The organism is Microbispora sp. CSR-4, assembly GCF_008033685.1.
In the GTDB taxonomy this organism is placed as follows: domain Bacteria; phylum Actinomycetota; class Actinomycetes; order Streptosporangiales; family Streptosporangiaceae; genus Microbispora.
Genome location: NZ_VJVX01000023.1, coordinates 66,090 through 80,427, shown reverse-complemented (window position 1 = coordinate 80,427; position 14,338 = coordinate 66,090). Strand labels below are relative to the sequence as shown.

Sequence of the window (14,338 nt, the reverse complement as noted above, 5' to 3'; positions counted from 1 at the left end):
CTTATACGAACACCGGAAATCATCATTTGTCATTAAGTTCGCACGTCGCCAGCATGGAGGTCATGAGACCCCGCATCGCGCTGGTGGGCGACCGGTCACCCACCGTCCGTTCCCACACCCGCATCCCGCTCATCCTCGACGCGCTGCGCGAGCGTGAGGGGCTGGACCTCGACGCCTACTGGATCAGGACCGACGAGGTCGCCGATCCGAGCGGCTTCGACGGCGTCTGGATCCTGCCCGGCAGTCCCTACCGCAGCGAGCAGGGCGCGATCACGGCCGCGCGGACCGCCAGGGAGCACGCGATCCCGCTGCTCGGCACCTGCGCCGGTTTCCAGCACGCGCTGCTGGAGTATGCCCGCCACGTGTGCGGGCTGAGCGTGAGCCACGCGGAGAACGACCCGGCCGCCCCCGACCCGCTGATCAGGCAGCTCGCCTGCTCCCTCGCCGGTCACGAGGCGGCGGTCCGGCTCGTCCCCGGCTCGCTCGCCGAGCGGATCGTCGGCGCCGACCGGACCGTGGAGCGCTACTTCTGCTCCTACGGCCCCGATCCCGCCTATCTCGAAACGCTGGAGGCGCACGGCCTGCGCTTCACCGGGCACGACGACGAGGGCGAGGTGCGGGTCGCGGAGCTGCCCGGCCACCCTTTCTATCTCGTCACGCTGTTCCAGCCCGAGCTGGCCGAACGGCAGCCGCACCCGCTGGTGCGGGCCTTCGCCGCCGCTGCCGCCGCCCGGGCCGCGCTCACCCGAACACCAGATCCCGTACGGCTCTGAGCGTGGGCTCGTCACGGGGGCCCATGACGAGCAGCGTGGTGACCGGGCTGCGACGCCACAGTTCCAGCCGCTCCCGGATGCGGCCGAGCGGCCCGAGGAGCGCGATGCCGTCGGCCAGTTCGTCGGGGATGGCCGCGAACGCCTCGTCACGGCGGCCGGCCAGGTACAGCTCCTGGATGCGGCGGGCCTGCTCCGCGTAGCCCATGCGGCCGATGATGTCGGCGTGGAAGTTGCGGGTCTTGGCCCCCATGCCGCCGATGTAGAGCGTCAGCATCATCTTCACGCCGTCGAGCGCGGCCCTCAGGTCGCCGGTGACGACCACCATGACCATGGCGGCGATGTCGAACCCCGGTTTCGCGCCGGACAGGGCGTCGCCGTACATCGCCTCGATCTTCTCGGGGAAGGCGAACAGCGGCAGCCAGCCCTGCCCGATCTCGGCGGCGAGCGCGACGTTCTTCGGGCCCTCCGCGCCCAGGTAGACGGGGATCTCGGGCCGCAGCGGGTGGGTGATCAGCTTGAGCGGCTTGCCGAGGCCGCCGGGCAGCGGCAGCGGATAGTGCGGGCCCGGGCTGGTCACCGGCTCCTCCCGCCGCCAGACCTTCCGCATGATCTCGACGTACTCGCGGGTGCGGGCGAGCGGCGCGGCGAACGGCTGCCCATACCAGCCCTCCACGACCTGCGGGCCCGAGGCGCCGACGCCGAGCACCAGCCGGCCGCCGGTGAGGTGGTCGAGCGTCATCGCGGTCATCGCGGTCGTCACCGGGGGCCGGGCGGACAACTGGGCGACGCTCGTGCCGAGCTTGATGCGGCTGGTCCGCGCGCCATACCAGGCCAGCGGGGTGAACGCGTCGCTGCCGTACGCCTCGGCGGTCCACACCGACTCGTAGCCCAGCCGTTCGGCGGTCAGCACCACCTCGGTCGCGTCGTCGGCGTTCCGCTGCCAATACCCGAGGTTCAGCCCGAGTCTCAGATCATCGGCCACACGCGTGATTAGAACACGTTCTATGAATCCCGGCCAGACTCCGGATAGGCGCGGGCGAGGTGCTCGGCGACGGCGGCCGCGGCGGCCCCGGCGTCGCCGTCCTCGATCGCCCGATGGATGCGCCGGTGGTCGTCCTGCAGGCCGCCGGTGTCGCCGAGCCGTACGACCGCGTCCACGGCGTAGCGGCGCAGGGCGTCGCGCAGCGCGCGCATGACCGCCATGATCAGCCGGTTGCCCGCCGCCTCCGCGAGGGCGAGGTGGAACGCGATGTCGTGCTCCACGAACTCGGCGGGGTCGCGGGCGGCGTCCATGGCCGCGATCGCCTCCGCCATCCGTCCGGTCGCCGCCTGAGCAGAAGCCGCCTGCGCGGAAGCCGTCTGCACGGAAGCCGTCTGTGCGGGAGCCGTCTGTGCCGAAGCCGCGCGGGCCGAAGCCGCGCGGGCCGCGGCCCACTGCTCGATCATCAGCCGGGTGTCGATCACCTCGCGCATCGAGAGCGTGGCGAGGCCGAGATGCAGCCGGAGCAGGTCGGTGAGCGCCTCTCCCGGGCGGGAGGTGAGCACCGCCCCGGCGTCCGGGCCCCGGCCGGCCTGCGACGCGACCACCCCGAGGGTCTCCAGCACGCGCAGCGCCTCCCTGACCGACGACCGGCCCACGCCGAGCTGCTCGGCGAGCTGCCGTTCGCCCGGCAGCCGGTCGCCCACGGTCAGGCCGTCGGCCGCGATCCGCTCCTCGATGCGCGCGAGCACCTCCTCGAAGGCGCGCGGGCGGGCGTCCGTACGCCGGCGATCTCCGGGGGTCACCACTGCTCCTCCGATGCCTGGTGTCGCCGCATGCGCACCAGGATGTATGGTCTGACCATATTTGGTCTGACCATACACGTCAGGAGGGCATGTGCGGGTAGCCCTGTTCGTCACCTGCGTCAACGACACGCTCTTCCCGGACACCGGGCGTGCGGTCGTACGCCTGCTGCGCCGCCTCGGCGTCGAGGTGGACTTCCCCCGCGCCCAGACCTGCTGCGGCCAGATGCACGCCAACACCGGCTATCGGGACGAGGCCGTACGGCTGGCCCGGCGCAGCGTGGCGGCGCTGCGCGGCTACGACGCGGTCGTCGTCCCCTCGGGTTCGTGCGCGGCCATGATCCGCGAGCAGTACCCCAAACTGGCCGGGTCGTCCGGGCCCTTCGCCGATGCGGTGGCGCAGGTCGTGCCGAAGACCTACGAGCTGACCGAGTTCCTGATCGACGTGCTGGGGACGACCGACGTGGGGGCCTACTTCCCCCACCGGGTCACCTATCACCCGACGTGCCACTCCCTGCGCGGCATCCACCTGGGCGACCGCCCGCTGACGCTGTTGCGCCAGGTCAAGGGGCTCGAACTGGTGCCGCTGCCGGGCGCGGAGGAGTGCTGCGGCTTCGGCGGCACCTTCGCGCTGAAGAACGCCGACGTGTCGGCGGCGATGTGCGCCGACAAGGTGCGCGCGGTCCTCGACACCGGCGCCGAGGTGCTGTGCGCGGCCGACAACTCCTGCCTCATGCACATCGGCGGCATGCTCGGCCGCCAGAAGTCCGGCGTGCGGGTGACGCACCTGGCCGAGATCCTCTGCTCGACCGAGACGGCGGGGGTGCGATGAGCGTCACCTTCCTCGGCATGCCGGCGGACCGTCCCTTCCCCCGCAACGCCGCGAGAGCCGTACGGGACTCGCAGCTGCGGTTCAACCTGCGCAAGGCGACCCGGACGATCAGAGCACGGCGGGCGAGCGTCGTCGCGGAGGCGTCCGACTGGGCCGAGCTGCGCGAGGCCGGCCGCGCGATCAAGGAGCACACGCTCCGCGACCTGGACAGATACCTGGTGCGGCTGGAGGAGTCCGTCACGGCGGCCGGGGGCCACGTGCACTGGGCCGCCGACGGGGACGAGGCCAACCGGATCGTCGCCGACCTGGTGAAGGCCACGGGCGAGACCGAGGTCGTCAAGGTCAAGTCGATGGTCACCCAGGAGATCGGCCTCAACGAGGCGCTGCACGAGCAGGGCATCACGGCGTACGAGACCGACCTGGCCGAGCTCATCGTGCAACTGGGCGACGACCGGCCCTCGCACATCCTCGTCCCGGCGATCCACCGCAACCGCGCGGAGATCCGCGAGATCTTCGCCGAGCACATGTCCGGCTGGGGGCGGCCCGCCCCCGAGGACCTGACCGACGAGCCCGCCGCGCTGGCCGAGGCGGCCCGGCTCCACCTGCGCGAGCGCTTCCTCAAGACCAAGGTCGCGATCTCCGGGGCCAACTTCGCGATCGCCGAGACCGGCACGCTGGTCGTGCTGGAGTCCGAGGGCAACGGCCGCATGTGCCTCACGCTGCCGCGCACCCTGATCAGCGTGGTCGGCATAGAGAAGGTGCTGCCGACCTGGCGCGACCTGGAGGTCTTCCTGCAACTGCTGCCCCGCAGCTCGACCGGGGAGCGGATGAACCCCTATACCTCCATGTGGACCGGCGCGGCCGAGGGCCAGGAGTTCCACCTGGTGCTGCTCGACAACGGCCGCACCGGCGTGCTCGCCGACGAGGTGGGGCGGCAGGCGCTGCGCTGCATCCGCTGTTCGGCCTGCCTCAACGTCTGCCCGGTGTACGAGCGGGTGGGCGGCCACTCGTACGGGTCGGTCTATCCCGGGCCGATCGGGGCGATCCTGACGCCGCAGCTGCGCGGCATGGGCTCCGAGCTGGACCGCTCGCTGCCGTACGCCTCCTCGCTGTGCGGCGCGTGCTACGAGGTCTGCCCGGTGGCCATCGACATCCCGTCCGTACTCGTGGACCTGCGTTCCCGGGCCCGCCACCCCTGGCCGGAGCGCGCCGGGATGGCGGCGGCCGGATGGGTGTTGGAGCGGTCGGGACGGCTCGCGCGCCTGCAGCGGGCCGGGGCACGGCTGCGTCGGCTCGTGCCCCGCAGGCTCCCCGGGCCGCTCGGCGGCTGGACCGACACCAGAGACCTTCCCGAGGTGCCGAAGGAGTCGTTCCGCGACTGGTGGGACCGCACGGACGGAGGACGCCGATGAGCTCCCGCGACCTGATCCTCGGCCGGGTCCGCCGCGCCCTGGCGGGCGTGCCCGACGTCGAGATCACCCGCGCCTACCGCGGGCCGTCGGACGAGCCGGGTGACATCCGCCTGTTCGAGGAGCGCGTCCGCGACTACCGCGCCGTGGTCCACCTCGTGGACGAGCCGGGCGTGGCGGAACGCGTCGCGCGGTCTCTCTCCGATCGCGGGGCGCGGCGGGTGGTCGTGCCCGCCGGGTTCCCCGCGCCGTGGCTCGCCGCCGCGGACGCGGAGGCGGTCGCCGACGACCCGCCGCTGAGCGCCGCCGAGCTCGACGCCGTGGACGGCGTGCTCACCACCTGCGCGGTCGCGATCGCGGAGACCGGCACGATCGTCCTCGACGCCGGGCCGGGCCAGGGCCGGCGTGCGCTCACGCTGGTGCCCGACTATCACCTGTGCGTGGTGCGGGCCGCAGAGATCGTCGCCAACGTGCCGGACGCCGTCGCCCGGCTCACCCCCACTCGGCCCTTGACCTGGATCAGCGGCCCCTCGGCGACCAGCGACATCGAGCTGAACCGGGTCGAGGGCGTGCACGGCCCCCGCACGCTCGAAGTGCTGATCGTGACCTGACCCCGGCGCGAGCACCCGGGCGCGAAGACCTGGGCGCGACAGCCAGGGCGTGCTGACCCGGGCGTGAAAGCCCCGGATCGCAAGCCGGCGGTCGCAAGCCGGCGGTCGCAGGCCCTGGGTCGCACGCCTACACGTCACTAGCCGTTCCGGGTCATGAACCCGGGGGTCAGAAGCGCAGCAGCGCGCCGATCCCGTCGGGAGACTCCAGCCTCGGGACGAACCAGAGCTCGGCGTCGGTCGCGGCCACCGCCCGTGCGAGGGCGGCGTCCGCGCGTTCCCGCATGGGCTCCTCGACCCCCCAGGCGGCCAGCTCCGCAGGGTCGGTCGACAGATGCGTGGGCTCTGGGCCGATCCACATCATGGCCGTGGAGGACGGGTCGTCGTGCATCAGCAGCACGGCCACCCGCCGGTCGCGCAGCGCGCGTGCCGTCTCCGCCAGGCCCGCCACGGCGTTGCCCGACGCGTACGTGTTCAGCAGCTCCTCGCAGCGCCGCTCGATCCAGGCCCGGCAGGCCTCTTCGACCTCCCGCCGGAAGTGGTCCAGGTCGGCGCCCGGGGCCCGGCTGCCGTGCTCGGCCACCGTCAGCCGCCGTACGACGTCCTTGCCGAGGTGGTCGGTCACGAGCCCGCGGGCCTTGGGATCGCCGGCGAGCACCACGACCTCCGCGCCGATGCGGTGCGCCTCCTTCTCCACCACCTCGGCGAGGGCCACGGCGTTGCGGCGCCAGCCCTCCTCGACCTCCCGGTCGAAGTTGGCCTGCGACCAGCCGCCCTGGCCGGTCTTCTGGAGCGGCCGGGTCGGGTCGGCCACCTCCACCGTCAGCTCGCGCCGCCGCCCGTCGGCCACCACCGCGACGTCGCCTCCGGCCCGGTCGGCCAGCACCTCGATGTGCGGCACGTGCTCGCCGCGCTGCGCGAGCAGCGGCACCACGTGAGGCAGCGGCGACCAGCGTGCGGTCTGCCGGCGCGGACGGTGCCGGAGCGCCTCGGTGAACACGACCTCGCCCTCCACGGCGAAGACCGCGCGCCCGGGCGCGGCCCACGCCGGATCGGACATCAGCTCGCCGATGGGGTCGAGCGCGGAGGCGGGCGCTCCCTCCTCGGCGAGCCGTTCCCTGAGCTGCGCCCACCGGCGCTGGACGACGTTGGCCGTGCCCTCGGAGGACCGGTCGGTGTCGACGTATACCGAGGCGTACGGGCCACTGCGCTCGTACAGCCCGCGGATGAAGTCCAGTCTCACGGGCCCTCCCTACCAGCGCTGGCGTTCGACTCCGAGTCCAAGGGCCTTCGCGACCTCCGCGATGTTGTGGAACGTCATTTCGGGCAGCCGCCGTACGGCCTCGATCACGGCGTCGGGAGCGTTCTTGCGCCGGGCGTGGGCGATCAGCCTGGCCGGGTCGGCGGGGAACCCGGCGTCGCTGAGCCAGGTGGCGAGGTGACTGCGGCGTTCCACGTCGGCTGGGGTGATGCCGAGCGGCGTCCCGGGCTCGTGCCCGGGCGGGTGCCGGCGGGGCGGCGACATGTCGTCCTCGGGCTGCTGCGTCGGCTCGGGCTCGCGCCACTCCTCGACGCGGGTGGGTCCGGCGCCCTGCACGAGGCCTTGCGTCTCGTGCTTCTGCTCCTCGTCGAGCCGGCGGCCGTGTTTGTCGCTGCCGCGCTGGATACTCATGACCTCACCTCCCGATTAGGGTCACTGACGTGCCTCGTACCCGGACCGCCTGCCCCAAACATCGGGAGCGGTGCGGCCGTGTCCCACATAACCCCCGACGGGTGAAAAATCCTCTTCTGGGATGGAGCGACGTATTGTTCGACGAGCGGCTGACGATCAACACGGAACGGCTGATCCTGCGGCCGTTCGGTCCCGGGGACGCGGGCCAGGTGCGGGCCATCATCGAGGACGGCGCGCACACCACCGCGCTGCCCCCGGGCGCACCCGGGCACGCGTCCGGCATCGCGCAGTGGCTGTCGTACGGCGTGCACGAGCTGTGGCGCTCGGGCCAGGGCATCCACCTCGCGATGCACGCGCGGCACGGCGTGGTCGGGTCGATCACGGTCTTCAAGGCCCAGTGGGGCATGGGCACCGCCGAGGTGGGATACGGCGTGCATCCCGGCTACCGCCGCCGGGGATACGCGACCGAGGCGCTCCGCGGTCTCGTCGGCCGCCTGCTCGGGGAGGGTCCGCTGCGGCGGATCGAACTGCGGGCCAACGCCGACAACCTCGCGTCGATCAGGGTCGCGGAGAAGGCCGGCTTCATCCGTGAGGGACTGCTCCGCGGCGCGGGATTCGAGGACGACGGCCCGCACGACCTGGTGGTCTTCGGCAGGCTGCGCGGCGACGAGCGGTCGGTCCCGCGCCGCAGGATCGAGAGCGAGCGGCTGGTCCTGCGGCCGTTCGCCCGGCAGGACGCCTTCGACGTGGTCGACGCGGTCAAGGGCGACCCCGAGATCGCCCGATGGATGCCGTGGGCCGAGGGTTACACGCTGGAGCGGGCGCTGGAGTGGTGCACCCGGCTCGCGCACGCGAACGGCCCCGGCTATGGTGGCAACTTCGCGATCCAGCCGAAGGACGGGGAACGGCTCGCCGGAGCCATCGGCGTGCAACGTGAGGACCATGAACGCGGGGACGCCGAGCTCGGCTACTGGATCGCGCCGTGGGCCCGCCGCAGGGGGTACGCGGTGGAGGCCACGCGACTGGCGACGGCCTACCTGTTCGATCTCGGCTTCCATCGGGTCCACCTGCTGGTCGCGACGGGCAACCGCGCGAGCCAGGGGGTCGCGAGGAAGGCCGGGTTCATCGAGGAGGGCATCATGCGCCGGGCGCTGCCGGTCCCCGGGGGCTGGGCCGACGCCGTCCTGTTCGGCATGCTCAACGGGGAAATTTCATGGCAATAGGTAAAGAATCCCCCTAGCCCCTGTGCCCATCGGTCAAGTGGCCACCATGATTGGGGGCCGGAAGGCTATCCTCGCCAGCCGTGAGCCTCCCGCCGGCCGGTGAGCGCGCATCCAGATGCGGGAGATCCGTCCCGGCACGCGAACGGGGTGGCGTCGGCCCGGGCGGGGCGGGGGATTGTGAACGACACGCAGGTCAACTGCAGGGGAGATCAGCTAGATGAAACCGCCGCTGCTGCTCATCGGCCACGGCACCCATGATGAGACCGGCGTCGCCGAGTTCGGCAGGTTCGTTCACCGCCTCCGCTGCCGCCTTGACGGGCTTCCCGCCGAGGTGAGCGGCGGCTTCATCACGAACGCCCGCCCCCCGCTCGGCGACTCCATCGCCTCTCTCGTGGCCCGCGGACACCACCACCTGATCGCGGTGCCGCTCAGCCTCACCGGCGACCGGCGCGCGCTCGGGGACATCCCGGGCACCATGGCACTTGAGCAGGAGCGGCATCCCACGCTCGAATACGACCTCGGCCGCCCCCTCGGGCCCGACCCGCGCGTGCTCAGGCTCCTCGCGGAGCGGCTCGCGGACGCCCGCGCGGAGATGCCGCGGTTCGTGACCGACGAGCCGCCCGCCGAGATCGCCCCCAGCGAGACCGCGGTCGTCCTGGTCGGGCACGGCTCCACCGACCCCGCCGTCAACGCCGAGGTCCACCGGGTCTCGCGGCTGTTCTGGGAGACCCACGCCGCCGACCTGCTGACCGTGGAGACGGCGTACGTGTCGCACACCCGCCCCGGCGTGCCGGGCGGCCTGGAGCGCTGCCGCAGGCTCGGCGCCAAGCGCGTGATCGTCCTGCCGTACGTCCTGTTCGCCGGCGGAGTCCTCGAACGCATCTGGGCCCAGGCCCTGGCGTACGGCGCCAACCACGAGGGCCTCGACATCCGCTGCGCCGAGGTGATCGGCGACTGCGAGGGCCTCGCCGACGTGGTGATCGACAGGTATGAGGAGGCGCTCGCCGGAGGCGGTCAGTCCTCGGCGCCCGCCGCCCGCCGCCCGTCCCCCGGGCTGCCGGTGACCCGGCCGCCGTTCCCCCCGCGGCGTACGCCGGAGGCGGGCCCGGGCGCCGCGAAGGACGCCGGCCTCGTGACCGCCATCGCCCCGCGGCTGACCACGGCCGGGGAGACCGGCGGCGAGCCGCTCGACGCGGACGCCTTCCAGGGAGTCGACGGCGAGAGGCCGGAACCGGAAACGGCAGGCGCTGACGGGGCCGATAGCATGATCGGCGTGGCCGGCCGCGGCGACGCGGGGGAGGAGCCCCGCGGAGACGCCCCGGACGGGCCGCTCCCCCAGCCCGGAATCGCCAGCGTGGTGTAACCGGCCTGCCGTAGCCGACGCGCTACGTCAGGCGCCGTGTGGCCGCCGCGCAGAAGGAGAGAGCATGACGTCCCCCCTCGGCGAGACGATCGGCGCGATCCGCCCGGTCGAGCCCGGCCCCATGGCGGAGGCCAGGGCCCACCAGGACAGGCTCACCAAGCCGAGCGGCTCGCTCGGGGTGCTCGAAGACGTCGCGGTGCGGCTCGCCGGCATCGCAGGGACGTGCCCGCCGCCGCTCCCGGCCCCGGCCGCCCTCGCGATCTTCGCCGCCGACCACGGCGTGCACGCGCAGGGGGTCAGCCCCTGGCCGCAGGAGGTCACCGCGCAGATGGTGGCCAACTTCACGGCGGGAGGCGCGGTCGCCAACGCCTTCGCCGCCGAGGTGGGCGCGTCGGTGACCGTGGTCGACGTCGGCGTCGCGGCCGACCTGCCGCCCGCGCCCCGGCTGCTCGCCCGCAAGGTCGCGTACGGCACGGCCGACCTGTCGCAGGGGCCCGCCATGACGGAGGAGCAGGCCACGGCCGCCCTCACGGCCGGGATCGAGGTCGCCCGCGACCTGGTGGAGGCGGGCGCCCGTTGCCTGGTCACCGGAGACATGGGCATCGCGAACACCACCGCGTCGGCCGCCCTGATCTGCGCCTTCACCGGCAGGCCCGCCGCCGAGGTCACCGGCCGGGGGACCGGCGTCGACGACGCCACCTACGAGCACAAGATCGAGATCGTACGGCGCGGCCTGCGGGTCAACGGCATCGCCGAGGCGGGAGCCGCACCCGAGGTGCCCGGCGAGGCGCTGCGCGTGCTCGCGGCGGTCGGCGGCCTGGAGCACGCGGCCATCGCCGGATTCGTGCTCGGCGCCGCGGCGGCCCGGGTGCCGGTCATCCTCGACGGCGTGATCGCCGGAGCCGCGGCCCTGGCGGCCGGCGGGCTCGCGCCCGACGCCATCGGCTACTGCCTGGCCGGGCACCGCTCGGCCGAGCCCGGCCACGCGGTGGCGCTGGCCCATCTCGGTCTCGACCCGCTCGTCGACCTGCGGCTGCGGCTGGGGGAGGGCACCGGCGGACTGCTCGCCCACCCTCTGGTCAGCGCGGCGGCGCGGGTCATGCACGAGGTCGCCACCTTCGACTCCGCGGGCGTGGCCGACAAGGCGGAGTGAGGCGGCGCGGCCCGCAGGCGGCAAGGGCGAGTGGAGGCGGCGCGGCCCGCGGCCGATCGCTCTGTGGACTCACAAGTCTCATCCTGTGAATGTCGCCCGAGCCCAGCGGGTAGGTTTGCCTCCTAACAATGCACACTTGACGCTCTAGGGAGACAGGGGTCATGGCGCCCTACCTGCTCGGCCTCCGCCTTGACGGGCGGCGGGTGCTCGTGGTCGGCGGGGGACGCGTCGCTCAGCGACGGGTTCCCGCACTGCTCGACGCCGGAGCCTCCGTCACCCTCGTTTCGCCCAGTGTCACCCCGGCGCTGGACGACCTCATCGCCACGGGCCGGGTGACCTGGGAGCGGCGGCCCTACCAGGTCGGCGACTGCGACGGCGCCTGGCTGGTGCACGCCTGCACCGACCACCGCGACGTCAACACCGCGGTCGCCGCCGAGGCCGAGGCCAAGCGCATCTGGTGCGTGCGCGCCGACGACAAGGACGCCTCCGCGGCCTGGACCCCCGCCAGCGGGCGGGTCGACGAGGTCGGCGTGGCGGTCACCGCGGGCGGCGATCCCCGCCGCGCGGCCGGCATCCGCGACGCGATCGTGGGCGCGCTGCGCGACGGCACCGTCGACGCCCGGCGGCACCGCACCAAGCCCGTCGGCGTCGCGCTGGTGGGCGGCGGTCCCGGCGACCCCGGCCTGATCACCGTGCGCGGACGCCAGCTCCTGGCCCAGGCCGACGTGGTCGTGGCCGACCGCCTCGCGCCGCGCGCGCTCCTGGACGAGCTGTCGCCCGACGTCGAGCTGATCGACGCGGCGAAGGTGCCGTACGGCCGGTCGCTGTCCCAGGAGAAGATCAACGAACTGCTCGTCGAGCACGCCCGCGCGGGCAGGTTCGTCGTGCGGCTGAAGGGCGGCGATCCCTTCGTCTTCGGCCGCGGCGGCGAGGAGATGATCGCCTGCGCCCGGGCGGGCATCCCGGTGACCGTGGTGCCCGGGATCACCAGCGCGGTCGCGGTCCCCGGAGCAGCCGGGGTTCCGGTCACCCATCGCGGGGTGAGCCAGGAGTTCCACGTCATCTCCGTGCACGTCCCGCCCGGCGACTCCAGGTCCACCGTCGACTGGCCCGGATTGGCGAGATCGAACGGAACTCTGATACTGCTCATGGCCGTCGAACGGATCAAGGAGATCGCCGAAACACTCGTTCGAGACGGACGTTCACCGGAAACTCCCGTGATGGTGGTACAGGACGGTACTCTTCCGACGCAACGAGCCGTTACCGCGACGCTGTCGACGGTGGCGGAACGGGTGACCGCGGCCGGGGTGCGGCCTCCGGCGATCGTCATCGTCGGCGAGGTCGTCAAGGTCGGCCAGGAGATCGAAATGGTGCGAGCGGAGCGGATCCCGTGAGATCGGCAGCCAGGAACACGCCCGACCACGGGACCGGTGCGGGTTCCGGTGACGCCGTGACCGAGGAGCGGGACGTCGCGGAGCGGGACGCCGGGGAGCGGGACAGCGGGGCGCACCCGGAGTCGCCGGGGGAGCGGACCGTCGCGTTCCGCGCCATCCGCGACGACGAGACAGCGGACCGCCCCGCCGCGCAGAGCGCCTCGCCTCCCGCGGGCCCCGGATCCGAGGGCGAGCCGGTGGTGGAGGCAGAGGACGCGCCGCAGAGCCGTGCGGACGACGCGGAGGGCGCCGAAGACGCGGAGCATGCCGAGGACACCGCCGATCATGCCGAGGTCGCCGAGGATGCCGCCGATGAGCCCGGCGAGACCCGGGAGCCCGGCGAGACCGAGGAGACAGAAGAGACCGACGAGTTTGATGACTCCGACGGCGATCGGGTCCGTTCGTTCCCGATGCCGGAGCCGGTCTCGGCGGCGCTGACCGAGGCGCTCAACCAGCTCCGTACGGCCGTGAAGGGCCTGCACTTCGGTCTCGACGTGCCGGGCTCCGAGGAGGCGCGCAAGGCGCAGGCCGCGGTCCTGGCGCAGCTCGACGACTACGTCATCCCGCGAGTGCACATGAGCACCGCGCCCGCGCTGATCGCCATCGCCGGTTCGACGGGAGCGGGCAAGTCCACCATCGTCAACTCGCTCGCCGGAGGGAAGGTCTCGGCCACGGGAGTGCGCCGCCCCACCACGGCGACGCCCGTGATCGTCTGTCACCCCGACGACCACGAGTGGTACGCGCAGGGCGACCTTCTGGGCGGCCTGCAGAGGCTTGAGGAGCCCACGCGGGACGCCCCGGCCGGCAGCGTGGTGCTGACGTCGAGCCCGTCCCTGTCCCGGGGAATCGCCCTGCTCGACACGCCCGACATCGACTCGGTCGTGGAGGAACACCACGAGATCGCGCACCGCATGCTGGACGCCGCCGACGTGTGGGTGTTCGTCACCACGGCGTCCCGGTACGCCGACGCGCCGTCCTGGGGCCTGCTGCGCCGGGCCAAGGAACGCGGGGCGCGCCTGGTCATCGTGCTGTCCCGGGTGCCGCCGAGATCCCGTGAGGTCGTCGTCAAGCACTTCGGCCGGATGCTGAACGAGTACGGCCTCGGCGAGGTCGAGTGCTTCGTCATCAACGAGACGTCCGTACAGGACGGGCGGCTGCCCGAGATCGAGATCGCGGATCTGCGCATCTGGTTGTCCGGGCTGTCGGCCGACGACGAGCGGCGCGAGGCGGCGGTCAAGACGACGCTGAACGGCGTGCTGAACAGCTTCCGCACCCGGCTGCCCGCGCTCGCCCGGCACCTCGAAACCCAGGTCGCCCTGCGCGCCGATCTGCGCTCCGACGTCGACGCGGCCTACATGGGCGCCCTGACGCGGATCGACGAGGCGACCAGGGACGGCTCGCTGCTGCGCGGGGAGGTGCTCGCGCGGTGGCAGGACTTCGCCGGCACGGGCGACCTCATGCGCACCCTTCACCTGCGCCGCGGCGGCGCCAAGAGCCACCAGCAGGGCCCGGAGCGGGTGCGCGGGCTGAAGACCGCCCTGCGGTCGGGCCTCGAAGCGCTGATCAACTCGGCCGTCCAGCAGGCCGCGGAGGAGGTCGTGACGCGCTGGCGGCAGCGGGCGGGCGCGGGCGACCGCCTGGCCGCGACGCCTGGGCTCGGCCGCCCGTCGGAGGAGATCGCGCGCAGGACCACCAGGACCGTCACGGCCTGGCAGGACCACGTCACCGAGCTGATCCGCACCGAGGGCGTGACCAAGCGCTCGGTGGCCAAGCTGATCTCCTTCGACGTGGAGTCGCTCTCGCTGATCTTCATGATCGGGCTGCTCGGCTACGGCGCCACGGACGCCCCGGCGGGTGCGGGCGCCGGCACGCTGCCCCAGCGGATGCTGCGCGGCCTGCTCGGTGCCGAGTCGCTGCGCAACATCACCGCCAAGGCCCGCAGCGATCTGCGCGCCCGCGTCGGCCTGCTCTTCGACGAGGAGACCCTCCGATACGTCGACGCGCTCGACAGCGCCGGAATCCCGGACGAGGCCGCGGCGACGCGGCTCTACCAGGCAACGTACAACCTCGAGGTCGCACGATGACGACGG

At 73.1% G+C, this 14,338-nt stretch carries 13 protein-coding genes; 9 read left to right on the top strand and 4 right to left on the bottom strand.

The window, feature by feature from the left end:
- Positions 1 to 62: 62 nt before the first annotated feature.
- Positions 63 to 773 carry a hypothetical protein gene (locus FLV34_RS18585; protein WP_261985824.1) on the top strand — a complete coding sequence of 237 codons (711 nt, stop codon included), beginning with the start codon at positions 63 to 65 and terminating at the stop codon, positions 771 to 773.
- On the opposite strand, the gene FLV34_RS18580 is transcribed toward FLV34_RS18585, so the two are convergent.
- Positions 742 to 1,755 (bottom strand): LLM class F420-dependent oxidoreductase, encoded by a 1,014-nt coding sequence (locus tag FLV34_RS18580; RefSeq protein WP_142650113.1) that lies wholly within the window; start codon positions 1,753 to 1,755, stop codon positions 742 to 744. The genes FLV34_RS18585 and FLV34_RS18580 overlap by 32 nt on opposite strands.
- A 20-nt stretch (positions 1,756 to 1,775) precedes the next feature.
- Positions 1,776 to 2,558 carry a FadR/GntR family transcriptional regulator gene (locus FLV34_RS18575; RefSeq protein WP_147943670.1) on the bottom strand — a complete coding sequence of 261 codons (783 nt, stop codon included), beginning with the start codon at positions 2,556 to 2,558 and terminating at the stop codon, positions 1,776 to 1,778.
- 91 nt (positions 2,559 to 2,649) lie between these two features.
- Here FLV34_RS18575 and FLV34_RS18570 point away from each other — a divergent pair, with 91 nt between their 5' ends.
- The 3 genes from FLV34_RS18570 to FLV34_RS18560 are packed head-to-tail and all read left to right on the top strand — an operon-like array spanning position 2,650 to position 5,407.
- Positions 2,650 to 3,387: a (Fe-S)-binding protein gene (locus FLV34_RS18570; protein ID WP_147943669.1), complete on the top strand. Its 738-nt coding sequence runs from the start codon at positions 2,650 to 2,652 to the stop codon at positions 3,385 to 3,387.
- Positions 3,384 to 4,799, top strand: coding sequence for a lactate utilization protein B (locus tag FLV34_RS18565; protein ID WP_147943668.1), 1,416 nt, complete (start codon positions 3,384 to 3,386; stop codon positions 4,797 to 4,799). Before FLV34_RS18570 ends, FLV34_RS18565 begins: the two co-directional genes overlap by 4 nt.
- Positions 4,796 to 5,407 (top strand): LUD domain-containing protein, encoded by a 612-nt coding sequence (locus FLV34_RS18560; RefSeq protein WP_147943667.1) that lies wholly within the window; start codon positions 4,796 to 4,798, stop codon positions 5,405 to 5,407. The genes FLV34_RS18565 and FLV34_RS18560 overlap by 4 nt, the downstream gene beginning before the upstream one ends.
- A 166-nt stretch (positions 5,408 to 5,573) precedes the next feature.
- Here the strand turns inward: FLV34_RS18560 and FLV34_RS18555 are convergent, their stop codons facing one another.
- Entirely contained in the window at positions 5,574 to 6,647 is a 1,074-nt protein-coding gene (locus FLV34_RS18555) for a Vms1/Ankzf1 family peptidyl-tRNA hydrolase (protein WP_142650118.1), read from the bottom strand.
- 9 nt (positions 6,648 to 6,656) lie between these two features.
- Positions 6,657 to 7,076 (bottom strand): DUF2795 domain-containing protein, encoded by a 420-nt coding sequence (locus FLV34_RS18550; protein WP_142650119.1) that lies wholly within the window; start codon positions 7,074 to 7,076, stop codon positions 6,657 to 6,659.
- A gap of 101 nt (positions 7,077 to 7,177) precedes the next feature.
- Here FLV34_RS18550 and FLV34_RS18545 point away from each other — a divergent pair, with 101 nt between their 5' ends.
- The 5 genes from FLV34_RS18545 (at position 7,178) to FLV34_RS18525 (ending at position 14,332) form a co-directional block, all read left to right on the top strand.
- A complete protein-coding gene (locus FLV34_RS18545; RefSeq protein WP_142650120.1) occupies positions 7,178 to 8,299 on the top strand; it encodes a GNAT family N-acetyltransferase in 1,122 nt (373 codons plus the stop codon).
- A 217-nt stretch (positions 8,300 to 8,516) separates the two neighbouring features.
- A complete protein-coding gene (locus FLV34_RS18540; protein ID WP_205830735.1) occupies positions 8,517 to 9,662 on the top strand; it encodes a sirohydrochlorin chelatase in 1,146 nt (381 codons plus the stop codon).
- Between the two features lie 64 nt (positions 9,663 to 9,726).
- Positions 9,727 to 10,815, top strand: a complete 1,089-nt coding sequence (gene cobT, locus FLV34_RS18535; RefSeq protein WP_147943666.1) for a nicotinate-nucleotide--dimethylbenzimidazole phosphoribosyltransferase — start codon at positions 9,727 to 9,729, stop codon at positions 10,813 to 10,815.
- Positions 10,816 to 10,976: 161 nt separating this feature from the next.
- Positions 10,977 to 12,209: a uroporphyrinogen-III C-methyltransferase gene (gene cobA, locus FLV34_RS18530; protein ID WP_147943665.1), complete on the top strand. Its 1,233-nt coding sequence runs from the start codon at positions 10,977 to 10,979 to the stop codon at positions 12,207 to 12,209.
- A gap of 56 nt (positions 12,210 to 12,265) precedes the next feature.
- A complete protein-coding gene (locus FLV34_RS18525; RefSeq protein ID WP_261985823.1) occupies positions 12,266 to 14,332 on the top strand; it encodes a dynamin family protein in 2,067 nt (688 codons plus the stop codon).
- Positions 14,333 to 14,338: the final 6 nt, after the last annotated feature.